The following is a 24,116-nucleotide window of genomic DNA, read 5'->3' as shown; positions in this document are numbered from 1 at the left end:
ATAAATCTCAAAATTAAACTGACTCGCTCGCTAGCACTTGCAGTCCGAGATTATAAAGAGATGCGCCACCTTTATTGAGGTGGTTTTTTTATGAGAACAATATGTTACAAATATGCATTAAAAGCAACATATATGTATCACAGTTAAATTTTAGTTAAAATCATCAAGAAGCGATAAGATTAGAGAGGTTGTCTTTAAGTTTTTTCTTTGAGATGAGCGAATCAATTAGCGTATATATAGATTTCCTCTCTGCTTCATCGAGCGAATCGAGGTTACAAATCGTTAAAACCGCGATAAAAGTGTTCCAATGCTTCGGCTATGCTCAGCACAGGAGTTGGGACAGTGCTGAAATAGAGTGATTAAGAGTTAGGACAATTTAAAAAGCTGTTTTACGCTTTTTAGAAATTCATTGACCTATTGAAAATAGGTTTTAAAACGAGTCGATTTAAAAATCAAATTTTACGATCTGATTTTGTTTTTATGATTTATTACATCCTATTTTGGCAACACATTCATTAAAGTTTTTATTCTCTTCTAACCTATTTACTTTAGCTTGGCTGAGAATTTCAGAAAACATGGTTTTATCAATGTCTTCACCCTCTACGATTTGCATAGGTGTTTTGCCGTAAAGACGACAAGGATACCTGTTGTAATTATAATATTCCATAAAGTCATTAAGGCTTACAATGTGTGATGCCAGGTCTTCTGATTGTTTACCACCCATAAACTCTGATTTATAAATACGATGAGTGATTTCAGGCATGGCATTGGAGAACGGAAATTCAGCGGTCATTGCCGTTATCTTTTTCACTACTGGTGGTGCATTGATACTTCGTCTACGCTCAGCACAAGCATGTTTTATCCAAGAGAGAACCTCACCTTTGTTTTCAGAACCACCATCAGAAAGAATGTGAATGTCTTTTTTAAAGTTGTACAATTTATATTACTGAAAAGTTTCCTGTAAGAGTCTAGTGATAAAAGAACTGCTAGCACTTCCCGATGTAGATTTGACATGAAGCAACGCAGAAGAGTAATTATCTTTTACAAAAGCCACTTTTTGAACACCGTCATTTAGAGTTTGTATATTAGTCACATCAATATGAAGCCATTCAAATACATAGTTAGTTTTAAAGCCTTTCTTAGGTTTAGGTTTTAAAAGTTTTGGTTTGACATAGCCAAGTGCTTTAGCGTATTTTCTAAATGTTGTAAGCCCGCAAGCTACGACCTCTTTATTCATAGCATCATAATAAATGGTAGATAATGGTTTAGAAATATTTTCTTGACTTTTAACTAAATGCTCAATCGAGCTAATTTCATGTACTGTTAATTGGTTAGCATATTGACGATAACATTTTTTAATTGGGCTTAATGCACAAAGGACTTTCTTTTTTTGGTATAATACCAATCTTTTGAAATCCCATAAAACTGACAAGCTTTCTTAACAGTCACACCAGAAAATTGAGCCATCTCTTCTACTGAGGTAACTATGCTATTGGCCTGCATATTCATCAAATTCTTATGATGAGAGAATTCACCTAACATGTTATAATACCCACGTCTAGCTTTTAAGATGGTTCTAATTGCACGCGCTGTAAACATACTTTGAAACACCTCTTTAATATCATCAAAATCATTGATGTAAGGTTGTGCCCATTCATACCCATGATAATTGTCATACTTGAACTTCCGCCAATTATACCGAGTTGTTCGTGGAATTTGCTTTATACTCTGTTCAGAAAGCATCCCACTTGTATACAAAAGTATAATTAATGGGTGATAGTTGTTTTTATAAGTAGTCTTCATGCGTAAAATGTCCCACTGTATAGTGAGGTTTTGATAAGTTACTATTTGTGGATACGGCCTATTGTAATTGCAACAGTTGAATTTTAGTCCAGAATATTTTATGCCTAACTATTATCATTTTACAACACACTTGACTTTCGACATAAGGAGGACTTCAGTTTTATTAATCTTGCATAGCTTTAACCATCATCCCATCACTGTACTCAACTTAAACATCGGAAGATACATGGCAACCAAAATAAAGCCAACAAAAACTCCAACGATCAGGATAATGATTGGCTCAAGAAACGTGCTTAAAGTTTTAGATTGCCGCTGAAGCATATTGTTGTAGCGATGACTCAGCTTATCAAAAATATAAGCCGTTGCATTTGTCTGTTCAGCTACACTTACCATAGCCATCACATCAGCTTTAAAAAAATCGCTATGTTTTGCTATGGCCTGACTTAGCGACATCCCTTTTTGAATGTCATGAATGATTGTATTTAGCCTCAATTTTAGCGGGTAAAAACCAATCATATCTTTGACCAAGTATAAGGCATTAAGCATAGGGACTTTTGCCGATAACAAAATACTCATCGCTTGAATAAACTGAGTGGTGTAAGCCACTTTTAATATTGTATTAACCCCAGGAATTCTGAATAAAACCCCTTGCTGAAATTGTTTAAACTTGTCGTTTTTGTTTAGCCAAAAAAACAACATTATGAGTACAACAAAACTAATGATTATACCCCAGGCATAGCTTTGGATAAACTGTGAAACGTTTACAATAAATAGAGTGATACCAGGCAGCTCAACCTGTTGCTGTCTAAAGATTTCTTCAAACATCGGGACAACATACCTCAGCATAAATAAAATAACTAAAACAGCCGTTGATAAAATAATTAAGGGATAGGTTAACGCACTTATAATGTTTTTACGGTATTCGGTTTTACGTTCAAAATAATCGGCCAATTGTTTAACGACTTTTGATAAAGTACCTGTTTCTTCACCAATTTTTATACTGAAGTATTCATATTTCAAAAAATGATCAAAGGTTTTCATAGCATCAGACAAACTAGCACCCTTTATAATTTTGTCCGAGAGTTTTGAAATGATATCTTTTTCAGTTTTTTTCTTCAAGCCTTCTTGAATAACACTAAGGCTTTGTTTTAAGCTAATTCCTGATTCTAAAAGGATATGTAATTCGGTATAAAAGTAAGATTTAGTTGTAGAACCAAATTTTTGGCCAAAAAGTGCAATGTCACGCTTTAGCCAATTTTCCTTTTCTTCTGAAGTGGACTTTAGTTTTTGATGCTTGTGCTTTAATTTATTTTCAATCTTTATTCCCATTGCTCAAGCTTAGTTTTGGCATCGTTGCTTCTCGACACAAATAATGTTTTTGATATCTCCTTATGCAATTTAATTTCTAAGGATAGTGCATCAATATTACCTGTTTTATTGGCCTCTCCCCTAAAATAAGACTTTAAATTTGTAACTTCTAGTTTTATACTGTCTTGATTAATAATAAATGCGTTGGGACTCATTTTTGTAATTAAAGTATCCTCTAATCGATAAAAATAGACTTGATTATCAACAATTTTAATACTCTGCGATTGGTTGAATAAAATAGAAAGTTTGGTCTCTAAGGATTTTATTTGAAAGTTATTTTCGTTGTTGTAACGCAATGCCGTCATTTGTTGTTGAATTAAGCCTAATGCGCTTAATGCTAAACCCACCACGATACTTGTTAAGATCAGCACCACAATAATTTCAGAAAGCGTATAAGCTTTAAACTTTTTATTCCAATACATAAACCGTTTTATTTAAGCTTTTACTCCCATTTATTTGCCAAGCCTCTAAGTTGATTTGCTTTGATACAGAATCAAAATTAGCTTTAATATGCCAGTTTTTATAGGTTGTTTTATAAGGCAATGCCATCTTTTTGTGTTTTGAAAAATAGCCTAAGTACTTTAATTTATTTTCTATACTTTGGTGATTATTCTGTATGGTGTTTTTAGCTAAATTATTAATAATTAATCCTGAAACTAAAAATATCACCAAAATCAGAGCAGTGGCAACAAGGGTTTCTAATAATGTTGCAGATTTTAATTTAACCATAGGGCAATGTTTTTGAGATTAGACTGAAACAACAATCCTGAAAAATGAGGAGAAACAGGTTTTGAAGCTATATTTACATTAAAAACATGATTGATGTAATAAGACCCCCGATAAGGCGTTAAAAACTGGTTTGTAATTACATGACCATAGACTTGCCCCTCTAAGTTTAGGTTATAACTACTGAATATTTGCCCATTCACTATTGCATTTTCTTTGATGTGAATATGGCTAGTAACATTATTTTCAAGTTGGGGATTGCTCCCTTTTAGATATGCAATAGCGGCATTGATTTCAGTATTAGGCTCAATCGTGGTTTTAGGAATGTTTGAATTTCTAAAATTATCTTTAGGATTTAAAAGCAATACTGATGGGTAGTCTAAGGTTACGCCAGAAGCCACTTCAATTTGATCTGTAGCAAAAGCCTGAAGAGCACCTTTAAAATTTTCACCAATTGAAATTGAAGGGGCAATTAGTATCACATTTTTTAGATTTGAACTTGCATCGACATAAATTTTTTGTTTGGACTGAATAATTACCTTACCTGCGTAATTTTTAGCAAATAAGCTGATTTGTTGATTTGATATATAAAAAGCTGTAGGTTGAAAGAAGCTTTGGCTAAGGTGGTTTGTTGTATCAACATCAAAATAATTTAAAGTTTCACTATCATTCAAAAATTTGCTTTCTATAGATTTGATGTAGCTTTGGTTTTCTATGGCTAGATTAGGTAGCATCCTAGAACGACTGATATTACCGTAAATGAGTTGATTATTAGTATATCCTATGCCAGATATTTGGCCAGGTTTTGCCCCGTAAGTCCCTAAATACACACTCCCTTTAATATTCGTATCCCCGACAAGTACAAGTGCTTGATTATTATCTTGTATATATAAAGCTAAATCTTTAGTAAAAGGGGTTTTCCCACCAACTAGTGCTATTTTTTGAAAAGTTTTGTCTCGAACTTTAGCAAAGGATTTGACCAAATTGAACACACCCCAATGCTGTTTTAATAGCTTACAAGACTTTTGATTATCAAGTTCTTGCGTCAGTGTGTCGTCGTAAATCAAATTCTTCGATAAAGATTCGTAAAGACCTTGATTAGCCAATTCTATCGCTTCAATTTGAGCATTACTTTGAGCTATTAACTTGTTATTTAGATGAATATACAAGAGCAACATTGACAATAAAATTGCCACAATTACTACAATATACACCACAAATTGTAAGGCATTAGCTCTAAGCTTATATCGACTTAATCTTCGCATTAGAACGATTTTGAAACAGGTATTGTTTTGGTATAGGATTTATATTTTAAGGTAATGCTTTCATTATTAGCATTGATTAATTTGTAGTTTTGGTAAGATTGCTGAAGTTTTAAAATCACTTCATTACTTTTAAAATCCACTAAAAATAAATACTGATTAGTGCTTTTTTTAGCGATTATTCCCTTGTAAGTAATATCAGACCAAATTGCCTTCAAATCGACCGTAGTCTTAGGCGGTTTTGATTGGGACGCTTTAATTTTCGGTCTGGGTTTAACTAAAGTAATATTTAAAAAAGGATCTCTTTCAGGAATATGTAAGTTTAATTTTTCTTTAGATACTTGTTCTGTATTTTTTTTAAAGGCAGGTTGTTGGCTTTTTAATGATCCATTACTAAGGTCTGGATTAATTGAATCAAATACACTATAAATCAAATAGCCCCAAATGATCAGAACAACAACTAAAAGTCCTATAGTTTTGAGTTGCTTAGGTTTCATCACTGAGTATTTATCATAAAGCTAGCCGTTGTAAATGGCGTTTCGTAATTCGCATTCAACGCTTTCACACGCCATTCATAGACACCATCATTAGTGAACTCATAATCGAAGCTATTTCCTGTATTTAATGAATCTACAGCATTAATTAACTCATCAACTAAAATTTGCTGAGCATCTACAAAACCAGGTTCTGCAATTTGAATTCTATACTGATTGGCATCATTAACTAAATTCCAATTAAACTTAACATTAAGCGTATCTATCTGGGTATTATCAAGGGGCGCTAGAATCATAACCGTCTGATTTGAAATATCTGCCACCTCAATAATTTCCTCACACGAAGTGAGGCTAATAAAAAAAACTATTACAATTGTGATTTGTTTAAAACCTTTCATAATTCTCAGTTTTGGATTTATCGTTAAGCGTTTTAAAACTATTAGCTGGGCACTTACTTTCGCTAAGGTTGGTGACTTTTAACTCCCCAAATGTATTAGTGCAACATAAAAACAAACTTTTGTAGCCTAAAATATCATCTGAATTTATACTTAGTCTAGTTTGACTACCTTCTTTATAATATATTAATTCGTATGCGTTTTGTCTAGAGTTGAATTGAAAATACTTTGTATCTGCATTTACAAGAACATCAAAACCTGATTTGTTTTTAAGCATTATTTCGGTAACGATTTCAAGATTGGGTCTTGCTGTTAAATCAACCTGAGCATTAATATGCCCAATTAGGTCTTGCTTATTAAATATGCTGATAACGATAACGGGTTTTTTAAGTCTTGATAAACTGTCCACCTGAACTTCTTTATAGTCAAATTTTACTTGTTGTTTTTTAGGTAGTTTAATGCTGTCGCTTTTAACATGAACCATCAAGGGCACTTCAGTTTGGATGGTGGTAAAACTTCTAAATTTACTGGGCTCTAAAAGTGATTTATCCTCATACCCAACTGTAGTTAACATGGCTTCGCGGTTATTATTTGTTGTATATTTCCCAAACGAACTTTGTATACTTTGGCAACCCAACATCAAGGTAGCAATGAATAGTAGCGCTAATTTTTTATGTTGTATTTTAATACTCATTTATTGTGTGTTTTTAATTAAAACATCAGCGGTTAAATATACGCTATTTCTTCTGTAATCTCTTTGCTTTTTAAAATGTAGGGAAACCAACTGACCGAGATTTCTATCGTATTCTAAATCATAGATGGCGTTGATAATTTGCTTATAATTTCCTTTCAAGACAAACCTATGAAATGTATTAACTATGCCTTTGATGGAGTCAATGTGGGGTTCATCAAAATTAGAAATGTTTACTTTGTGTTTTTCAGACAAGCTGTTTAAGGTGACCAAAAGTTCATTTTGAAGGTTAGTCGTCGTAATTTTATTGACAGAAATTAAAGAATCTAAGTAGTGTTTTTGCGCACTTAGTTTTCTTATTTCAGTTTGAATCATTTGCTCTTTCGCTTTATTAGCTTTGATTAACCTCAACTCAGATTTGAGTTCAAGCGTATTTTTTATGGCAAATTGATAGGCTAAAAGACAGGATAACAAAACCCCTATTACTAAACTGATATTTTTCTTTTTATAGCTCATTGATTCATCTGAATTTTTAGTTCAAATTGATGGTTGCCAGACTTCTCAACAGCTTGAAACTTGGTTATAGTGACATTGTTTACCCAATCTAAGTTTTCTAAGCTTGTATTCCACGTGGTAAAGCTGCCGTTTACATTTGTTTCTCCTTTTATAACGACTTTACCAGAGGCAAGTTCTATGGGTTTTCCCTTCTTAATGCTTTTACTTAAAGGTTGAAAAGCAATTGCAGAAAGCTGAATGGTTGCTGGTAATGTTTTAATGAGATCATTTATAATTTGAGATGTTGACGAACTTTGGTTTTGTAAAATCTGATTGATGAGTTTATCCTTTTGATTGACTTCGGCTTTTAAACTAGCATATGTTTTTTTTAAACTTTCATTTTCAACATTTGGATTGTTGCTCACATCATCGTAGTAAGAGTTGAAATAGTAAAAATTTACCATTAGAATCATTAAAATAGTAATCACAGATGAACGCAAACCATAATAAAAAATCAAATATTGCTTATGCTCTTCATGAGAAAATTTTAGGAGGTGGTCTAAATTATTTTCCGTATCAAAAAGAGATAAACTTTGATTGGCTGCAGCAAGGAAAGAAAGCATGTAAAAATTATTAATATCAATACCTTCTATCGAGTAGAGTTTTGTTTTAATGTTATCTCTTTTTTCTATCTCTAATACATTCTTTAAATTTATTCTTGCATTTGATGTTGTAAGAGATTCTATTGATGAAAATTCTTTTAGAACACTCACGACTGTGTTTCCAAGGCAGATGTTATCAACATTAATATTCATTTTTTTTAAGGCCGCAACGATTCCATCGATATGTTTTTTTCGACAAATGCTAATGAATTGTTGTCCTTCATAGTTATAGCTTTGATAATAAAACTGACTTATATCTAAATTAGGAAATAATTGATCTATACTATGTTCTATATTACCAGCAAGTCGTGTTGAAACTCGGTTCAGCACTTGTACAGTATTAACAACTAAATTAGCCTTAACCTTCTTTTTATTATTTTTTTCAAACTTAATTTGATCTGAGAAACCCACTATATTGAGTTCTCCTTTAATAGCTTTCAGTGCCGTCATTTGAAAAACTAAATCGTCATCTATAAAACTAGTAACTTCAACCCCATAAAATAGTTGTCCGTATAATTTGGTATGTAAAGCTTCTAACATAAGTTAGTTGATTACAGTTGGTTTAATCAGAATGGTTAATTTAGATTTTGAATCTTCTCGTCTTCGTTGACTAAACAACCATTTAATCACAGGTATTCTCGCGAGCAAAGGTACGCCTGAGCCTGAATCATCCTTGGTTTGCTCCTCTAAGCCACCTAAAACCACAATATCACCGTTCCGTACCCGAATTAGAGAACTGAATTCTCTGGAATTGATATCAGGCGGTGCATTTTCTTCAATACGCTGGCCAAAATTAGATTGAATTACGAAAATATCGAGTGTGACTTGACCATCACCAGACACTAAGGGTTTAACAGTAAGGCCTAATTCTGCATCAATCGGCACAAAATTAGTAATGGTATTGGTTACTGGATTATTTCCTGATACAATATTTTGCTGTGTAACAGTATAATAAGAGGTTTGGCCATTCGAGAATGTGGCCCTGTGACCACTTAATGTGGAAAGCTTAGGCGTTGAGCGTATTTTTAAGTTGCCATTAGCCTCCATGGCTTTAATAGTGGCAAAAAAGTTAGGTACGACTTGGCCTAAATTAAAAGAGCCAAAACCATCAAAACCACCAATGACTCGATTAATCGTGTTAGCCCCAAGTGTGATATCTGTTTGAGGATAGAGACCGCCCTGAGTTGAAGCTGGTTCCTCTCCGATTCCCCAACTTATACCCGTTTCTACAACTGAACTACGACTTACTTCAATGATCATTACTTCAATTAATACAACAGGTACTGCTTTATCTATACCCTCTAAAAAATCTCTTAATCGATTAATCTTTTGGCTTGAGCCACTAACGTAAAGGCTGTTTTGTTCAACATCAACTTTAATTTTTAGGTCTTGCGTGAGGTTTTCTGGGATAAGTTCTAAAATATTAGAACTTTGAGATTGACTTAAATTGCTATTATTAGGTTGTTGGAAGTTGCTTTGATTATTATTTTGGCGATTTAGCCCATTATTAAGGCCTCTAGAGTTAAATGAGCTGTTGAACGAATTAAAAGCGGCATTAGAACCTATATTCAGGTTTCTACCACCGCCACTTCTTCTGGAAGTCATACCACCTGAAGGATCAGACAAGAGCTCTACAGAACGGTGTTTTAACTGAATGAGTTCAACTTTTCTTAAGCTGAGTTGAGATTCTGTTCCAAAATAATAAATGCCTTTTTCTTTTTTGAAGGTAAAATTTGTAGTCTTGTTGGACAATTGGGCTCTAGTATTACTTGAAAAATTTTGATTATTGTTTTGATTATTTTGTTGTGATGTTTTTAACTGACTTGAATTACTTTCAAACATTTTCTTAATCAGTTCATCAAATGAAATCTCTTTAGCCACAAAGGTTATCTGTCCAGCTTCATCAAGCGGTGATGCTGTGAACACATTTAAATTTAAATCTAAGGATAAAGCATTTATAATGTCTTTGATTGGTGTGTTTTTAAAATTGACCTTAAGTAATTTATCTTGCTTATCTATGACCTCATAACCAATTTTAGACCTTGCATCAATATTAAAACTGAAGTTAGATTCTTCCGTTTGCTTCGTCAAGATTATAAAATTATCTTCTGAATATTCAATACTTAAGCCATTAGAAATAGCCAATTGCTTCATAGCACTTTCAAATCTTGCATTATTAGTATAAACATTAATAGACGTGTTTTCTAGGCCAGGTTTATACACTAGGTTTTTTCCAGTTTCAGCAGAAATCTTTTTGACGACTTCAAAAAGTTTTTGGTTTCGAATATCTAAAGACACCCGATCATTTGCTTCATATTTCACTTCAAATGGATCTTTTTGAATCACCTCTGGTGGATTATAAGCTTTAAAGGATAAAATGTTACCTGTAAAATCTATTGTTAACTTGAACTCTTTACAAAGAAAAACCAATAAATCAATGATATTTACATCCTGAAAATTATTGGTCACAGAAATATTAGTTACACTTCTATCAACATTAATATTGATGTTATGGATTTCTGCAACACCCATTAGAAGCGTTTGTAAAGTCACATTACTAATGTTGAGTTCAGTTTCAAACTTTTCGCTTAAGCCTTCGTTAGATTTAGCAAGCTCAGTCAGTTTTACTCGCAAACTATCTAATCTTGAATTGTCTTGAGCATAGGTATTCTGAAAAAGCAGAAAAACCAAGATAATGGCTATAATTTTAAAATCTAATCGATTCAATTTTATTTTCATATCTCTTTAATCTAATAAAAATGGATAGACTTCTTTAGCAGAGGTCTGCCCTTCCTTTAAAAGTTGAAGTGCGTTTTGTCGCAAATTAGTAATATTATGTTCAATGCAATGATCTTCAATCTCTAAATCATTATTTTTTATTTTTTCTTTGAGTGTTTTAATTATCGGAATAATTTCATAAATGGCTTTCCTGCCCGAATATCCTGTATAATAACACTCCGGACAACCTACCGGCTTGTAATAAGTTTGTAAGTCTTTTGGTATTTTATAATGCTCAGGAAAATCATTTGGATCAGCTGGGTTTTTAGTTTTACAATGCGGGCAAAGTGTTCTCAGTAAACGCTGGGCTAAAGACATATTTAATGTACTTGCTAGTAAGTAAGACGGGATACCCATATCTATCAGTCTGTTGATGGTTGCCCAGGCTGAATTTGTATGAATTGTTGACAACACCAAATGTCCCGTGAGAGCCGCTCTAACAGCCATATTGGCCGTTTTGGCATCTCTGATCTCTCCTATCATTATAATATCGGGGTCTTGCCGTAAGAATGTTTTTAAAGTATTAGGAAAATCTAAGCCTATGCTTTCCTTAAGTTGAACCTGGTTGATGCCTTTCAGTGTATATTCGATAGGATCTTCAATGGTAAGAATATTCGTTTCGTTGGTGTTAAGCTGTTTTAAAGTAGCGTAAAGCGTTGTGGTTTTACCAGATCCTGTTGGACCAGAAATTAAAATAATCCCATTTGGTTTTTGGACTTGCTCTTGGTATTCTCGCAACTCCTTTTTTGTCATTCCTAAATCTTGGATATCAAGAGCATTTGCATCTTTATTAAGAATCCGCATAACGATCTTTTCTCCGTAAAGTGTCGGTAGGCTAGACACGCGGATATCAAACTCTTCTCCCTTCGCATTAATACTAATGCGCCCATCTTGAGGCAAACGTTTTTCAGAAATATCTAAATTGGCTTTGATTTTAATTTTATTGACCAAAACAGGGTAATCTTCTAAACGAACAATATGTTGTTCAATTAGTTTACCATCAATTCTAAAACGTATTCTTGCATTATCCTCATAAGGCTCTAAGTGAATATCACTCCCAGAAACAGATTTAGCATTGTAAAGCAAATTTAGAATAAAATCTTCTGAATAATTAAACTGAGAAGACTGTTGTTTTTTTCTAAAATTAAAGGAAAGTAATTCATCTATCTTTGAAGCTGATTCTTCTTCCAGAAATACGGTTTTATCGAATAGAATTTGAAGCTCTCTAGTTTTATCAGTTGTAACCTTATCAGTCAGAAAACTTATAGAGTCTTGATCATATGCAACCGGAATAATACGATACAAATACGCCTGTTCGTCTGAAACCAGTTGTTTGAGATGTGTTTGTATCTGAAGTTGTGCCATTGTAAGTTTAAATTGTATATAATTGAGTCAAAAAACCATTCCAATATGCAAGATATATAAATGTAAAAAACACCGCCATATAACCTGCTAAGGGAATATTCTTTTTATCTTTTTTATTAAATACCAAAGACAATATCATGGCTAGTAAAATAGAAAAAATAAAACATACGATAAAAGTTATACTTGCCATAGCGGGGCTTAAAGCTATAAACATGACTACATCACCACTACCCATAGCTTTTGAAAACTTATATTTACCTCTAAAACTTATATAAGCATAAAGCAGAATGAGTATTAAAAGTACAAAGCCTAAATTGATTAGTGAATGTAAAACAAATACTTCAAAAAGTGAATTTAAGTAGTGTAAAGTGCCTAAACCAATAGCTAAAATTGGAAACCAAAACCAACTAACTGCCCTATATTTGAGGTCTTGATAAACAATAGCAAATAGTACAACAGCTGAAATGATTTTTAGCCACCACATTTAGGTTAGTCTTTAACCTCTTGTTTTGGAATTCCATTTTCATCGATTACCCAAACATTAAAAACCCCATCTCCATCAAAATCTGTTACGGCCGTTGCTCTTGCTTTGAAGCTATTGTTATCAACTTTTAGAATTTCATAGCTGTAGTTTGCATTCCCATTTTCCTCTACTGTTCTCGGCGCCTCAAAATCTAAAGCTTCTAACTCCATTGCATATTTAGAATACATATAGCGATGCGTAGTTTGTGCATTGTAAAGGTACTTTAATTGGGTTTGGGCTTCTACACTTTTGGCTTTGCTTATTAATGGCATTAAGTTAGGTAGAGCTATTAATAACAATATGCCAATAATAGCTAAAACGATCAGGATTTCCTGAAGGTTATAGGCAGGAAGTTTTTTTTTCAAAAAAACTGTTGAATGTTTAGACAAATATTTTTTAACCATAAGCTTTAGCTTTATTCAAAAATAAGAGAATTATTTTAAAACAAATATAAGCTCCTCCAAATATTCATTTTAGATCGTGATTAATTGAGGAGGTTTCGCTTTGATGTTCTAAACGATTTAACTTAAGTTAATAGTTAGCAATAACAAAATACTATATTATACAAAATTTTACCATTTTTGTTATAAGTTATTGTGTTTACAGACTCTAGCTAATTGTTATTCATTCAACTTTGGAAGAAAGCCATACTCATTTGCAGTTTTTAGCTAGTGTCATGGCTGCAGCGAATTGCAAATGTGAATGGCTTTATGCGTTGGATTTTAATTGTGACCTTAATTTATTAATGTTATCAATGTGAATACTAATGTCTTTTCTAATTTTTTTACAAAGCTCTTGATTAAATTCTTTTCCTCCTTTTGTTCTAAAAACCTGTTTTTCCTCATCTAATATTGCATGAGCAAATTGATTTCTAACTAGAAGAATTTCTTTTTTATAATCCGCAATAAAATTTATTAGACCTTCTTTATCAATAATATTAGATAAAGTATTTGCTCTTTGAGTTGCTGAAAAAGCTACTGGATCTCCAATAATTTTTTCTAATCTGGAATTTTTCTTATACTTTTCTGCTTTACCTAATTTCTCTTTATGGAAGGATATTATTTCATCAAATAATGCATTTATAATATCCTCATCACTTTTTTCTTCAAAATAGTTTTTTACAATCTCAAGAGATTTTTCATCTAAATTACTTGTTTCGTGCATAATCATACCTCTCATTGTCACAATATGATTGAATTTTCGTAATGTCAAATCAATTAAGTTTTTTATTTCACTTCGCAAATCTCTATAACTATTGCCTGATAAAGGATAAAAAGTAACTCTATTATTATTGATTAACTTATTATTGACATCTAAACCTTGTTTTGCAGAATAGAAAAATATTTCAGTAGCAATATTGTTTTCTCTTCTTATGAAGTCTATTACTTCACTACCTAATTTACCATCATTTAAATGGTAATCAGTAATTATTAAATCATAATCATCTTTTAATACAGCTTTTTTGAAATTTTCAACATTTTCAAATGTTTTGATATCTACTTTGAAATAATGTTCCGATTTTAAATAATCAACCAAATAATTTTTAATGTCTGTGAACGGATTCTCTTCTTCTTCAAATTTATCTTCAATCCATATAACTTTGTAATCTATTTTCATATTGGTAATGTTATTTGAAATTCAGCACCTTCAGAAATATTTTCTGAGGCAATAATATTTCCATTATATTTCTTTAGTATTTTTTTCGTGTGATATAACCCTATACCGGAACCATCAGTTGTGCTGAATTTAAAGTTAAAAATTTTACTTAAAATTTCATCAGGTATACCGTTACCATTATCCTTAAAATTTAACAATAGATTATCTTTAGTTTTAATCCAAGTCAAATCAATTTTAGTTGCATCTGCCTTTCTTGAGTTTACAAATAAGTTGTCAAGTAGAACTGTAATTTCAAGTGGCCTAAAACTCATTACTTTTTTAAGGTTTTTAGGAGTTTTTATATTTATTTCGATTTGATTTCTTGAATGTATATAGGAATCATTTGGGACATATATTTTTTCGATATAGTGATTGATAAAGCTAACAATGTCTTCGGTAATTCGACTAGCTTCAGTGCTAAAATTAGCTTTGGTGACAAATCTTGAAGAACTAACTATTTTTTGTACCTCTAAACTAATATTCTGAACACGATTTAAAAGTTTATCCTTTGATTCTTCATTCTCAATAAGCTCGGTAAGTTTATCTAGCGACCAGGAAATATTATTTGCTGTATGAGTTATTTGATGTTGAAGACTTAAAAGGTCTTTCTTCTCTCTTCCTATAACAGAATCACTAAACAACCGATTTGCAATTTCAGAATCTAGTTCAGCTTTGAGACCTTCATTCTCAATATGTTTTTCAAGCGCTTCTTCCTCTGCTTCTTCTTTGCTTTTCTTTAAATCAGAGAGTTTTTTCTCTACACTTTTGATGGTTTTTTTGACTTCATTTTTATCAAAATTATTGTCATTTAAAGAATCTGAAATGTTTTTTAATATTCCTTCCGCAGAACCTTCGCTTTTTGATTCTAAGAGGCTTAAAATATTTGGAGCAATTTCAAAACTAACAACAGATTTTGAATTTGATAAGTTTGAAATTAGTTTACTTAAATTATCATTAACATTAAATTCCCTTTCATTTTCTTTTCCTTTATTTTTAATAAAAGATTCATTAATATTAATGTAATCATTCTCAGATAAGAAATTCCCCCAATCTGTAATTTCAATAGTATATTTTTCTAATTTTTTTAGTGTTTCATAGAATTGAGTTTCCAAATTTTCATAAGATTTAGTTCTTATAAAACCATCTCCACGACTTGAAGTTTCTCTAAGGTTATTATTCTCACCATTAATAGAAATGTAGCCTAAAACCTCTCTAGTGCCTAAATACCTGCTATATCCTTGAGCCTTTCTATTATCCATTTTAAAAGGGTCTTCCCATCTTTCGCCATAGGGATAAATTCTTAGACCGTTTTTATAGACAAAAATATGACCATATTCAACTGAATCTACACCCATCCTTCTTGCAAAAGTTAACTTGGCTGAATGGTTTAAGAAATAAATTGAATAGTGAATATTTATTAAATCTTTAAAAGGATTTTTTTCTATTATTTTATAAACTAGTTGACCTGCTTCATATAATGTAGTGACAATTTTATCTTTCTGAACATTTGACTCTATATAGCTAGTTTTCAATTGCAAGGTCTCAAAAATTGGATTTTTGATTTCACCATTAATTATATCAAAATAGTCTACCTCAGATTTATCCAAGTTACCTTTCTCAACAAGTTTATTATTTTTCTTTTTTTGTTTTAGGTCACCTTCTCGTTCTTCTTCAACAGAGAGAAAAATTTTAAATGAATCTTCATCTTGAATAGTTGAGGGGTTTATTAGTCTTGTTAATGAATCTTTGAGTCTTTCAAACTTCTTCCTATCCCAATAACTATTAAGATTGGAAATTTCAAGGACTGTTCCGTTTTCAATACCATATGAACTCTTTTTTAACGTCTCGTGTAAGACGCTTACATTTACAAATTCATTATTACTGTCTTCTTCAAATTTGTTCCAATCGGTTATTAAAGCTTCTACTTTTGCGTTTTTTTCATCTTTTATAGTTTCAAGATATAGTTCACTACCTAATCTGTCACAAGAAAATCTACCAATGCCTTTAGCTCCTGCGTAAGCTCTCTTAACTTTAATTTTATCTCTGTAATTTTTATAACTATCTTCCTCGTCTCCTTCTTTTTTTGATGAACGAGCTACAAAAAGCCACTTAGCAAGTAAATCTTGATAGCTCATGCCTTTGCCATTATCCTTGATAATTATTTTTCCATTGTCAGAATAAATATCTTCGAAAATAACATCAACTCTTGTTGCGTGGGCATCATATGCGTTTTTAACTAACTCAAAAACTGCAATAAAATCATCTGTAATTAAGTCTCTGCCAATTATATTTTTTAATGCAGAACTTATTTTAAATTGTAGTGGTTTCTGCATAATTAAATCAAGTTGTTTATTGTAATTCCAGCTTGTTCACCGAATAAAGGTGGGATTGCATTGCCAATTTGTGAATAACGAGGCACTTCTTGTGTCCTTCTTTTTCCACCAGTTGTGTATTTACCTTTAAATTCATACCAATCGTTAAATGACTGGATTCTTGCATATTCTCGAACTGTTAAAATTCTAGGTTCACAATAGTGCACATAATCATCTGGTAAAGTAGTAATTGTTGGAGTAGGAGTAGTTCCAGATAATGGAATTATAGTTCTTTTTTTAAGATTAAATTTTTCTTTTATTTCGTCTGATAGCGATTTGTTTCTAGCTCCGTTTTTAAGAATATATTCAAATTTTTCAACGGTAGACGCATTGTGCTTTGCAAATCTATGACTGTCAGGAATTTTTTTTGCGTAATCTCCTTTTAAAAGTTTTTGATATTCAGATTTAATTTTGTTATAGAACCCAGTCTTAAATGATGGCGTGTCTGGAGATGCTGTTTCATTAATTCTTAATAAGTCTGATATAGCATCTTCCAAACTATTTGTTAGACCAATACCTTTACTAACAAGGAATTTTTCTCGTTCTTTTCTTATTAAATCAAAAAAATCTATCGGTTTTGTTCTTTTGGCAATATCTTTTCTAATACCTACTAAAATGAAACGAGTTCTTTTTTGCGGAACACCATATTCCGAAAAATCAATAAGACGACCTTCTACTTTATACCCTAAATATTTTTCGCCTTTTGGAGTATATTCTAATGCATTTTTTACATATTCTGAATATACTTTTCCTTGAATTTTATTTTTATCAAATTTTTGAGTAAAACCTTTTACATTTTCAAAAAAGATAACTTTTGGTTGTACATGACGAATAAACTTTATGTAAGATTTGATTAATTTGTTTCTTGAGTCATTTTCCATTCTTTTCCCAGCAGTTGAAAAACCTTGGCAAGGAGGTCCACCAGCTACCAAATCAATTTTCCCTCTTAATAATGTTAATTCGCTACTATAGTTTTTAATAATTTCATTGATATCGTGATGTGATTTCGGCAACCAATCAGGCCAATTGAAATGGTTGTTGTTCTTAATTAGATTGTGACTAAATGTTTCAAACGCATCTGGACTTTTTTCAATAGCAAATAGTCCTTTCCATAAGCCAGAATTATAAAGACCGAGTGAAAGACCACCACAACCAGCAAACAGGTCAATATATGTTTTCTTAACACTCATAATAATTTTAAGTATGATTGATTTTAAAAAGTAAATTTTATATTAATCTCAAAAGCACTTGCAACTTTGAGTACGTTTTCCAGAGGTTGTTTACGTTCATTTGAATACCGTTAAGAAACTGTTGACTCATTTTGCCAATTCGTTCTGCCAAACATTTGTTTCTCTTTATGTTTTCAGCAAAAACAATTTTAATTCTCTTGATTTCCACTTTTACGAACTTATTTAATGATAGACGCAAATATATAAACTTATTCTTGATAATATTTATATTGTACGTTTTATATGAGTTCTGTGAACAGTGGAAAATGTGGCACATTTTATTATTAAGAAAGTTTAGGCCTTAGCTTTTTTCCAGATGTTGGTTTTATCAATATTTTACTTTTTGGGCTATCAGTTTTTAGATTCGGATTTTTTAATAAAGATATTTCGACTGCTTTTTTCAATAGAATTGATAGCTCTTTTTTTGGAAGATTTTCCATGTCTTTCACTTTAAAGTGTCTAATCAGCTTACCTTTACCCTCTAGTTTTAACTCAGGATTTTTTATTTCTGCTCCTCTATTAAAACCGAAATTTACGTGGTTCTTATAAACTGCAAGGTGACAAAAGGCGTCCCGCATTTTATCGCTTAACGAAAATACAATCGAAACTGCATTATATCCGTCATATATTAGTTGATTTGCTTCAGGTTGGCTCTTTACTACAAAGCTTCTTAATTTCAAACAAATATCCCTTACTGGTTCATGATATACTGAGAGATATTCATTCAATATTTGCTCTTCTCTTGAATTATTCATCGTTATTCATTTTTTTAAATTTTTAAACAACATAGAACTCTTGCTTTTATAACGCGTACGATTTTGGTTAGTTATAGTTTATCTTATTACCAAATATAAACATTTACAACTATAATTTACTGAAAGCAATATATTTATTTGGATGGCTAAATACCTAGTGTTTGTTTTAAGTTTAATATTGGTTTGGTGACTTCTTTAAGGTAAAGCTGGTCGACATCTACTGAGGCGATGTGATTGAAGAATTCAATTTCACCTAAGTAATCGGTTAAGAAGAACATAATATGATTGGCCAGTTCTTGTTGGTCTAATATTTTGTTGACTTGATCGCTGTAAATGGTGATGCCTTTTCGTTTGGTTTCTGGACAGGTATAATCGATCGTGAAGCGCAGTTGATGGCTATAAATACTGAAGTTTTCGGCTTCGAGTTTTGAGTTACCCAGCACGATGTCTTGGTCTGTAATGCAAGGCAAATGAAAAGCCATAATTTTAGTCTTTGGCAGTTGAGGTGCTGCATCAACTAATGTGGTTAAGGCTTCAAAATGATCTGGATTACCTGCGGCTGAAAAGATAAATTCATTTTCATGGTCGCCAAAACTGACTTCATAATACAAAGCTTTGCAGTAGTAGCCTAAGTGAATTTTAAACCAATCCATAAATTCTTTTAAGCTATGACCGCTTGGATTGTTAATGGTCATGTGGTGGTTATCTTTAAACCAGGTCCAAAAATGTTGAGGGTTGCCATAAGGTGTAGTGAGGTGTTGTTGGGTTTCAGTATAAATGCGGTTCATGAGTCATTGATTTTAGTTAACGTTTATCTTTAGTTTCAGCATTAAAAGCGATGAGGTTTAGCATTTCGCGAAGTTTAGACCTTACTCGCTTTCCGTAGCGCTTTTCTATTTCACTGGCGTTGAGGTTGGTGGTAAAATGTGCGACTTTTCGTTTAAAGAAATATTTTTGTCGATAGCACTTGCGATAGTACTCATAACGGCTAAGCATAACCTCAGCCATGACATTTGCGTCTTTACCATAAAATCGGCCTGTAGGTTCTAAACCTAAATCGTCAAAACAATAGGTGTTATGACTACCATATTGGGTGATGATCTTGCTGCCGTGTTCATTATAAGCGAATATAATTTCGCGCGTTGGCACCAATTGATATAATGGTGGTTGATAACAGATTTCAGGGATGAGCTGCATCAGTGAGGTTTTACCGACACCAACTGGTCCTGATAGCAAGATGCCTTTATTCAGTTGGAGTCCGTTTTTTTGAGCATTAACTTCATCTTGAATCATAAGGATGCACAGCTTATAAATCAGTTCATGGTCGGTTGCTTCAATTTTAAACTGATGACCGAATCGTTCTTGGCCTTTTGCTTGAAGAAAATTGAGTGTTGTTTTGAAATCGTAGTACCAATGTTGCTGTTTATTTTCGGCAAGGTTGAAGGTTTTACCGTTGGCTGTTTTCTTGAGTACCTGTTGAAGTTTAGAGCGGTTCGTCATAACTTTTGTGGGTGTTAAGTTGATGGTTTTGATCTTTTGGTTTCTTACTAAAAGCTTCAGCCGATTGTAGCCATTTTTTGGCCAGTGGTCTCCAGTCGTTTACAGCTTGTTGGCCTATGCACCAATTTAAGTTCTCATAAAAGCTGATGAATTTTTCAGCTTCAGTTTTAAAATCGAATTGATCTGGTGTGTTTTCATTTTTAAAAAACAGTATAATTTCATTTTTAAAATTTGGCTTCAGCTGTTTATAGTATTTATAATCTTTATATAGTTTGTATATATTTATATATGGTGGTAGTGCTTGTTTACCACTTGTTTCCTGCTTGTTTACCGCTTGTTTACCTGATATGTAAAATTTACTTATGCTAAATTTGCTGCTTTGGTAAACATTTTTGGAGGGCTGATAACCGATGTAGTTCCACCGTTGTAATTCATCAAGGCATTTGTAATAAGTCTTGGTTGAGCCAATTTTTGAATATTGCATGAGCTCTGCCCTAGCCGCTTGAAATTCGGTTTTAAATCGGCTGGCATTAGCGAATTGAAATAGGGCCATGTACAATGCAATATGTGTAGGCCTTAAGCGGTTGTCTTGATAAATTTGATGGAACGCCTGGTTAAGGTGTTCGATGTAGTTCATGGTTAGATTTTCTTATCTAACAACAAGCGATCGATATCCTGGATATCATAGTAATAAGATCCTGCAATTTTACTCGCTGGTATTACCTTATTAATCCTATAATTTTGTAAGGTGCTTTTAGCAATATTAAGATACTCTGCTGCTTCATCAGTTCTCAACCAGCGTTTTGAAACTTGTTGATTTTGAATAGATTTGATTTCATCAATTTTGTTGAAAATATCACTTTTGAAATCAGCGAGATCTTCAACAGTTAAAATTTTAGTTGGCATAATTAATAATTTTTTGATTAATACTTGTATTGAGACTTTCCTTGAGCAAAAATCAAACTAACCAACTATAAAATTACCCGATATGAGGTCTATACCAGGTAGTATTTTAACATATGATGTTGTTTTTATGTGTTATTAATTAATGAAAACTCTAAACGATTAATAAACTTGGCAACTTCTTTACGTTGCTTTATGTCATCTATAGTTTTGTAATAATCTTTAGGTAGCTTCACCTCAAAGGCAGCTTCTAAACTCTGAACTATTTCTTTAATAGTGACTTGCCCATTATTAATTGAATTAGAATGGTATAGTGCATAAACAAGTTCAATAAAATCAGTTGAAGTAGCCGTCCAAGCTTGTTTTCTCCACAAACGATTAAGATCAATATGTTGAAGCGTTTTCTTTTTGTTTCTGTTATCAAGATAAGATTTAAATTCTATGTAGGCTTGATACTCCGCATAAATATCACTGTAATAGCAATCGCTTATATCATGGTATGGATTTTCCTTAAATAATTTTACTGGAGAAGCTAATTCTTGCTTAGTTGTAAAATACGTAAATGTTGCTTTCTCTTCGTTATGCTTTAAATTGTAAATAAACTCCATATGTTTATCCAAAAACTTATCAATTTTCTTGAAGGATTTGGTGATAATTTTATCTGCTTTATCTATTGAAACCTCATTTAAACTAAATTCTAAACATCTGATTTTTGTATAGTAAAAAATAGTTTTGGCAATTACTGGTTTGAGTTCCTTAAAAAATCTAATCTGTAAGTCTTTAGATTTATCAGTATCAGAATAGTATAAAGATTTTAAGCGATAAAGGTGTTGCTTAGAGATTTCAATTATAGTTTCAGATCGTCTTATTATATCTTCATTACGAGACTCAACTTTAGATAACTCTGCATAAAAGTTATCCATCACTGATTTATATTTCATAAATAGGTAGATGTTAGTTATACAGACTAACAAATATATATTTATTTAACTTTTTTATTATGTATTGCTAAATATTTATTACGAAATATTCCTATTTTTCAGTTTAGAAGATTGACTGATACCCCTTAGGTCTTCAGACAATTTAGTATCAATTATGCGGGCATAAATTTGTGTTGTTGATAGCTTTCTATGACCTAAAAGCTTAGATACACTTTCAATTGGAACACCATTAGCAAGCGTAACAGTTGTCGCAAAAGTGTGTCTTGCAATATGTGAACTTAAACGTTGCTTAATGCCTAACTTTTTAGCTATGTCTTTTAAATATTTATTCATTTTCTGGTTTGAGAATACTGGTAACAAATTATCAGAATCTTTAACTCTAGGGTGATTTTCAAAGTCTTTAATTATTTGTAAAGGTATATCTAACAGAGGAATTCTTACAACTGCGTTGGTTTTTTGGCGTCTGGTGTGTATCCACTTTTGGCCGTCGATACCGATTGTAATTTCTTCTTTTGAAAGCTTCTTCAAATCTGAATAAGCTAAACCAGTATAGCAAGCAAATACAAAAACATCTCTCACCACATTAAGTGTTTGGCTCTCAAATTCAGCTTGAATTACCTTATTTAAGTCGCTTTGCGATAGATAGCCTGTATCAACCTCATCAAACCTAAGCTTATAACGTTTAACAGGATTCTTTTTAATCCATTCAAGGTCCTCAGCTAAATTCATTAATTTTTTTAGGCGTTCTAGGTGTTTCATGACACCATTATTTTGAAGTCCATTCTGCTTTCGCAAGAAATCTTCAAAGTCGATTATAAACTTGTAATTAACTTGCCTTATGAAAACATCCGTTGTTTTGAGGTTAGTTTCAACAAACTTATCAAGGTATTTTTTTGTGGTAAAATAATTTTTTAGAGTGCCTGGCTTTAGAAAATTCTTCATTTTTGTTTGGTGATAATCGACAAGCTGAGAAAGCGTTTCATATTTGATATCTTTTCCTAAAAATTTATTTTTTATCAAAGTAGGTGTAATAAATTCACCAGCTCTTTGAGCTTCATCACACAATGCATTGATTTTTGCTTTGGCTGTATCTATGGTATGATTAATGGATCTTGCCTCATTAGAGCTCCCTTTTACTTTTTGAAATTTGGCATCCCAAAGTTTAATATCTACCTTTTCGTTTAAGCTTATCTCTGCTCTTTTACCTGACACAGTAAGTCTTAAATAAAGCGGAATTTGATTACGGCTGTTTCTTTTGGACTTGTTTGCCCATACTAAAATAACAAGATTTGGTTTCATAATTTTCGATTTGTGGTTAATCGAAAATCTCAATACAAGTAATTGTGTTATGAAATAGGTAACCGAGGAAAGTCTACCATATTTAATGATTATGGCTCAAATATACTGATTTTACTGTATTTACAAAAAAAAGAGGTAACCGAATAGGTAACCGAATTGGTCACTTTTTATATCATAAAATATAGTAGAATCTAGTATCTTGAAGACATAAAAAAAGCTGTAAATCGATGATTTACAGCTTATTAGTTATTATTTAGTAGTATTTACTAAATTGAAAAGTCGGGGTGGCAGGATTCGAACCTGCGACCTCCTGCTCCCAAAGCAGGCGCGATGACCGGGCTACGCTACACCCCGAATAGTATTTTAAATAATTTGATGGTATCGCTAAATCAAATTATCTTATATCTTGCGGAGAGACAGGGACTCGAACCCTGGCGACGTTTGACCGTCGACAGATTAGCAATCTGCTGCATTACCACTCTGCCACCTCTCCAATATTTAAGAACTTATCTAAATGCGGGTGCAAATATAGAGGGCTTTTTTAATTTTGCCAAACTTATTGATACAATTTTTGAAAAATAATTTTATCGCTTATTTATTGGCTGTTTCTTCAATCTTTATAATCAAATCATTTGCCGATAATACACCTGATTGACGCCAAACCATCTCACCTGACTTATAAAGCATATAAGTAGGTAGGTTTTTTACGCGTAAAGCTTCAATTAGTTGCTCATTAGATTCTGCATTGATTTTTATTAGTTTAGCCGAATCTCCAACCGCTGCTGAAACATCTTTCAATGTTTCATGAATCACTTCACAGTTTTCATCCCAATCTGCAAAAAAATTCAGCAAAACTGGTTTTTCTAGATCTATTAATTCTCCAAACTTTGTCATAAGAG

The 24,116-nt window shown here is 32.1% G+C and carries 27 protein-coding genes and 2 tRNA genes; all 29 read right to left on the bottom strand.

Going from position 1 to position 24,116, the window contains the following annotated elements; all coding sequences use genetic code 11:
* Positions 1-478 precede the first annotated feature (478 nt).
* The 29 genes from IMZ30_RS07515 to IMZ30_RS07375 all read right to left on the bottom strand — a co-directional run bounded on the left by IMZ30_RS07515 (position 479) and on the right by IMZ30_RS07375 (position 24,111).
* Positions 479-937, bottom strand: coding sequence for an IS3 family transposase (locus IMZ30_RS07515; RefSeq protein WP_207037714.1), 459 nt, complete (start codon positions 935-937; stop codon positions 479-481).
* 6 nt (positions 938-943) lie between these two features.
* Positions 944-1,405 (bottom strand): hypothetical protein, encoded by a 462-nt coding sequence (locus tag IMZ30_RS07510; RefSeq protein WP_207037713.1) that lies wholly within the window; start codon positions 1,403-1,405, stop codon positions 944-946.
* A complete protein-coding gene (locus tag IMZ30_RS07505; protein ID WP_207037712.1) occupies positions 1,366-1,803 on the bottom strand; it encodes a hypothetical protein in 438 nt (145 codons plus the stop codon). Before IMZ30_RS07505 ends, IMZ30_RS07510 begins: the two co-directional genes overlap by 40 nt.
* Positions 1,804-1,989: 186 nt before the next feature.
* The gene (locus IMZ30_RS07500) at positions 1,990-3,132 is read right to left on the bottom strand and encodes a type II secretion system F family protein (protein ID WP_207037711.1); all 1,143 of its coding nucleotides are present in this window, start codon (positions 3,130-3,132) and stop codon (positions 1,990-1,992) included.
* Positions 3,123-3,593: a hypothetical protein gene (locus IMZ30_RS07495; protein ID WP_207037710.1), complete on the bottom strand. Its 471-nt coding sequence runs from the start codon at positions 3,591-3,593 to the stop codon at positions 3,123-3,125. The genes IMZ30_RS07500 and IMZ30_RS07495 overlap by 10 nt, the downstream gene beginning before the upstream one ends.
* Entirely contained in the window at positions 3,580-3,900 is a 321-nt protein-coding gene (locus IMZ30_RS07490; RefSeq protein WP_207037709.1) for a hypothetical protein, read from the bottom strand. The genes IMZ30_RS07495 and IMZ30_RS07490 overlap by 14 nt, the downstream gene beginning before the upstream one ends.
* Positions 3,888-5,162, bottom strand: coding sequence for a hypothetical protein (locus IMZ30_RS07485; RefSeq protein ID WP_207037708.1), 1,275 nt, complete (start codon positions 5,160-5,162; stop codon positions 3,888-3,890). The genes IMZ30_RS07490 and IMZ30_RS07485 overlap by 13 nt, the downstream gene beginning before the upstream one ends.
* A complete protein-coding gene (locus IMZ30_RS07480; protein ID WP_207037707.1) occupies positions 5,162-5,656 on the bottom strand; it encodes a hypothetical protein in 495 nt (164 codons plus the stop codon). Before IMZ30_RS07480 ends, IMZ30_RS07485 begins: the two co-directional genes overlap by 1 nt.
* Positions 5,656-5,949 carry a hypothetical protein gene (locus IMZ30_RS07475; protein WP_207037706.1) on the bottom strand — a complete coding sequence of 98 codons (294 nt, stop codon included), beginning with the start codon at positions 5,947-5,949 and terminating at the stop codon, positions 5,656-5,658. Before IMZ30_RS07475 ends, IMZ30_RS07480 begins: the two co-directional genes overlap by 1 nt.
* 88 nt (positions 5,950-6,037) lie before the next feature.
* Complete coding sequence (locus IMZ30_RS07470; RefSeq protein WP_207037705.1) at positions 6,038-6,742, bottom strand: hypothetical protein; 705 nt, start codon at positions 6,740-6,742, stop codon at positions 6,038-6,040.
* On the bottom strand, positions 6,743-7,255 hold the full coding sequence (locus IMZ30_RS07465; protein ID WP_207037704.1) for a hypothetical protein: 513 nt from the start codon (positions 7,253-7,255) through the stop codon (positions 6,743-6,745). It abuts the gene before it with no gap.
* Positions 7,252-8,436 carry a hypothetical protein gene (locus IMZ30_RS07460; protein ID WP_207037703.1) on the bottom strand — a complete coding sequence of 395 codons (1,185 nt, stop codon included), beginning with the start codon at positions 8,434-8,436 and terminating at the stop codon, positions 7,252-7,254. Before IMZ30_RS07460 ends, IMZ30_RS07465 begins: the two co-directional genes overlap by 4 nt.
* A gap of 3 nt (positions 8,437-8,439) precedes the next feature.
* The gene (locus IMZ30_RS07455; protein WP_207037702.1) at positions 8,440-10,635 is read right to left on the bottom strand and encodes a type II secretion system protein GspD; all 2,196 of its coding nucleotides are present in this window, start codon (positions 10,633-10,635) and stop codon (positions 8,440-8,442) included.
* 6 nt (positions 10,636-10,641) lie between these two features.
* Positions 10,642-12,039, bottom strand: coding sequence for a GspE/PulE family protein (locus IMZ30_RS07450; RefSeq protein WP_207037701.1), 1,398 nt, complete (start codon positions 12,037-12,039; stop codon positions 10,642-10,644).
* A 7-nt stretch (positions 12,040-12,046) separates the two neighbouring features.
* Positions 12,047-12,523 carry a prepilin peptidase gene (locus tag IMZ30_RS07445; RefSeq protein WP_207037700.1) on the bottom strand — a complete coding sequence of 159 codons (477 nt, stop codon included), beginning with the start codon at positions 12,521-12,523 and terminating at the stop codon, positions 12,047-12,049.
* 5 nt (positions 12,524-12,528) lie between these two features.
* A complete protein-coding gene (locus tag IMZ30_RS07440) occupies positions 12,529-12,966 on the bottom strand; it encodes a prepilin-type N-terminal cleavage/methylation domain-containing protein (RefSeq protein WP_207037699.1) in 438 nt (145 codons plus the stop codon).
* Positions 12,967-13,270: 304 nt separating this feature from the next.
* A complete protein-coding gene (locus tag IMZ30_RS07435; protein WP_207037698.1) occupies positions 13,271-14,179 on the bottom strand; it encodes a hypothetical protein in 909 nt (302 codons plus the stop codon).
* Positions 14,176-16,551, bottom strand: a complete 2,376-nt coding sequence (locus IMZ30_RS07430) for a sensor histidine kinase (RefSeq protein WP_207037697.1) — start codon at positions 16,549-16,551, stop codon at positions 14,176-14,178. Before IMZ30_RS07430 ends, IMZ30_RS07435 begins: the two co-directional genes overlap by 4 nt.
* A gap of 2 nt (positions 16,552-16,553) precedes the next feature.
* Positions 16,554-17,780, bottom strand: coding sequence for a DNA cytosine methyltransferase (locus tag IMZ30_RS07425; protein ID WP_207037696.1), 1,227 nt, complete (start codon positions 17,778-17,780; stop codon positions 16,554-16,556).
* Positions 17,781-18,103: 323 nt separating this feature from the next.
* On the bottom strand, positions 18,104-18,574 hold the full coding sequence (locus IMZ30_RS07420; protein ID WP_207037695.1) for a DUF1801 domain-containing protein: 471 nt from the start codon (positions 18,572-18,574) through the stop codon (positions 18,104-18,106).
* Positions 18,575-18,720: 146 nt separating this feature from the next.
* Positions 18,721-19,362, bottom strand: coding sequence for a hypothetical protein (locus IMZ30_RS07415; RefSeq protein WP_207037694.1), 642 nt, complete (start codon positions 19,360-19,362; stop codon positions 18,721-18,723).
* Positions 19,363-19,378: 16 nt separating this feature from the next.
* Entirely contained in the window at positions 19,379-20,074 is a 696-nt protein-coding gene (locus IMZ30_RS07410; protein WP_207037693.1) for an ATPase, read from the bottom strand.
* Complete coding sequence (locus IMZ30_RS07405; protein ID WP_207037692.1) at positions 20,058-20,711, bottom strand: hypothetical protein; 654 nt, start codon at positions 20,709-20,711, stop codon at positions 20,058-20,060. Before IMZ30_RS07405 ends, IMZ30_RS07410 begins: the two co-directional genes overlap by 17 nt.
* A 2-nt stretch (positions 20,712-20,713) precedes the next feature.
* Positions 20,714-20,980: a helix-turn-helix domain-containing protein gene (locus IMZ30_RS07400; protein WP_207037691.1), complete on the bottom strand. Its 267-nt coding sequence runs from the start codon at positions 20,978-20,980 to the stop codon at positions 20,714-20,716.
* A gap of 125 nt (positions 20,981-21,105) precedes the next feature.
* Entirely contained in the window at positions 21,106-21,918 is an 813-nt protein-coding gene (locus IMZ30_RS07395; RefSeq protein ID WP_207037690.1) for an RteC domain-containing protein, read from the bottom strand.
* Between the two features lie 78 nt (positions 21,919-21,996).
* On the bottom strand, positions 21,997-23,217 hold the full coding sequence (locus IMZ30_RS07390) for a site-specific integrase (RefSeq protein WP_207037689.1): 1,221 nt from the start codon (positions 23,215-23,217) through the stop codon (positions 21,997-21,999).
* A 279-nt stretch (positions 23,218-23,496) separates the two neighbouring features.
* Positions 23,497-23,571 (bottom strand) — tRNA-Pro (locus IMZ30_RS07385).
* Between the two features lie 55 nt (positions 23,572-23,626).
* Positions 23,627-23,710, bottom strand: a tRNA-Ser gene (locus tag IMZ30_RS07380).
* Between the two features lie 98 nt (positions 23,711-23,808).
* Entirely contained in the window at positions 23,809-24,111 is a 303-nt protein-coding gene (locus IMZ30_RS07375; protein WP_073193576.1) for a thioredoxin family protein, read from the bottom strand.
* Positions 24,112-24,116 lie beyond the last annotated feature (5 nt).

This window comes from Psychroflexus sp. ALD_RP9 (assembly GCF_017311165.1).
In the GTDB taxonomy this organism is placed as follows: domain Bacteria; phylum Bacteroidota; class Bacteroidia; order Flavobacteriales; family Flavobacteriaceae; genus Psychroflexus.
The sequence above is the reverse complement of the archived record's forward strand: the minus strand, read 5'-3'. Positions and strand labels throughout refer to the sequence as shown.

Coding starts and splice junctions, on each gene's coding strand:
- IMZ30_RS07485 (WP_207037708.1), bottom strand. CDS start 5,162: ATGCGAAGATTAAGTCGATATAAGCTTAGAGCTAATGCCTTACAATTT.
- IMZ30_RS07420 (WP_207037695.1), bottom strand. CDS start 18,574: ATGAATAATTCAAGAGAAGAGCAAATATTGAATGAATATCTCTCAGTA.
- IMZ30_RS07490 (WP_207037709.1), bottom strand. CDS start 3,900: ATGGTTAAATTAAAATCTGCAACATTATTAGAAACCCTTGTTGCCACT.
- IMZ30_RS07495 (WP_207037710.1), bottom strand. CDS start 3,593: ATGTATTGGAATAAAAAGTTTAAAGCTTATACGCTTTCTGAAATTATT.
- IMZ30_RS07505 (WP_207037712.1), bottom strand. CDS start 1,803: ATGAAGACTACTTATAAAAACAACTATCACCCATTAATTATACTTTTG.
- IMZ30_RS07435 (WP_207037698.1), bottom strand. CDS start 14,179: ATGAAAATAGATTACAAAGTTATATGGATTGAAGATAAATTTGAAGAA.
- IMZ30_RS07395 (WP_207037690.1), bottom strand. CDS start 21,918: ATGAAATATAAATCAGTGATGGATAACTTTTATGCAGAGTTATCTAAA.
- IMZ30_RS07425 (WP_207037696.1), bottom strand. CDS start 17,780: ATGAGTGTTAAGAAAACATATATTGACCTGTTTGCTGGTTGTGGTGGT.
- IMZ30_RS07390 (WP_207037689.1), bottom strand. CDS start 23,217: ATGAAACCAAATCTTGTTATTTTAGTATGGGCAAACAAGTCCAAAAGA.
- IMZ30_RS07460 (WP_207037703.1), bottom strand. CDS start 8,436: ATGTTAGAAGCTTTACATACCAAATTATACGGACAACTATTTTATGGG.
- IMZ30_RS07400 (WP_207037691.1), bottom strand. CDS start 20,980: ATGCCAACTAAAATTTTAACTGTTGAAGATCTCGCTGATTTCAAAAGT.
- IMZ30_RS07450 (WP_207037701.1), bottom strand. CDS start 12,039: ATGGCACAACTTCAGATACAAACACATCTCAAACAACTGGTTTCAGAC.
- IMZ30_RS07375 (WP_073193576.1), bottom strand. CDS start 24,111: ATGACAAAGTTTGGAGAATTAATAGATCTAGAAAAACCAGTTTTGCTG.
- IMZ30_RS07455 (WP_207037702.1), bottom strand. CDS start 10,635: ATGAAAATAAAATTGAATCGATTAGATTTTAAAATTATAGCCATTATC.
- IMZ30_RS07415 (WP_207037694.1), bottom strand. CDS start 19,362: ATGAACCGCATTTATACTGAAACCCAACAACACCTCACTACACCTTAT.
- IMZ30_RS07465 (WP_207037704.1), bottom strand. CDS start 7,255: ATGAGCTATAAAAAGAAAAATATCAGTTTAGTAATAGGGGTTTTGTTA.
- IMZ30_RS07500 (WP_207037711.1), bottom strand. CDS start 3,132: ATGGGAATAAAGATTGAAAATAAATTAAAGCACAAGCATCAAAAACTA.
- IMZ30_RS07430 (WP_207037697.1), bottom strand. CDS start 16,551: ATGCAGAAACCACTACAATTTAAAATAAGTTCTGCATTAAAAAATATA.
- IMZ30_RS07470 (WP_207037705.1), bottom strand. CDS start 6,742: ATGAGTATTAAAATACAACATAAAAAATTAGCGCTACTATTCATTGCT.
- IMZ30_RS07410 (WP_207037693.1), bottom strand. CDS start 20,074: ATGACGAACCGCTCTAAACTTCAACAGGTACTCAAGAAAACAGCCAAC.
- IMZ30_RS07405 (WP_207037692.1), bottom strand. CDS start 20,711: ATGAACTACATCGAACACCTTAACCAGGCGTTCCATCAAATTTATCAA.
- IMZ30_RS07445 (WP_207037700.1), bottom strand. CDS start 12,523: ATGTGGTGGCTAAAAATCATTTCAGCTGTTGTACTATTTGCTATTGTT.
- IMZ30_RS07440 (WP_207037699.1), bottom strand. CDS start 12,966: ATGGTTAAAAAATATTTGTCTAAACATTCAACAGTTTTTTTGAAAAAA.
- IMZ30_RS07480 (WP_207037707.1), bottom strand. CDS start 5,656: ATGAAACCTAAGCAACTCAAAACTATAGGACTTTTAGTTGTTGTTCTG.
- IMZ30_RS07475 (WP_207037706.1), bottom strand. CDS start 5,949: ATGATTCTAGCGCCCCTTGATAATACCCAGATAGATACGCTTAATGTT.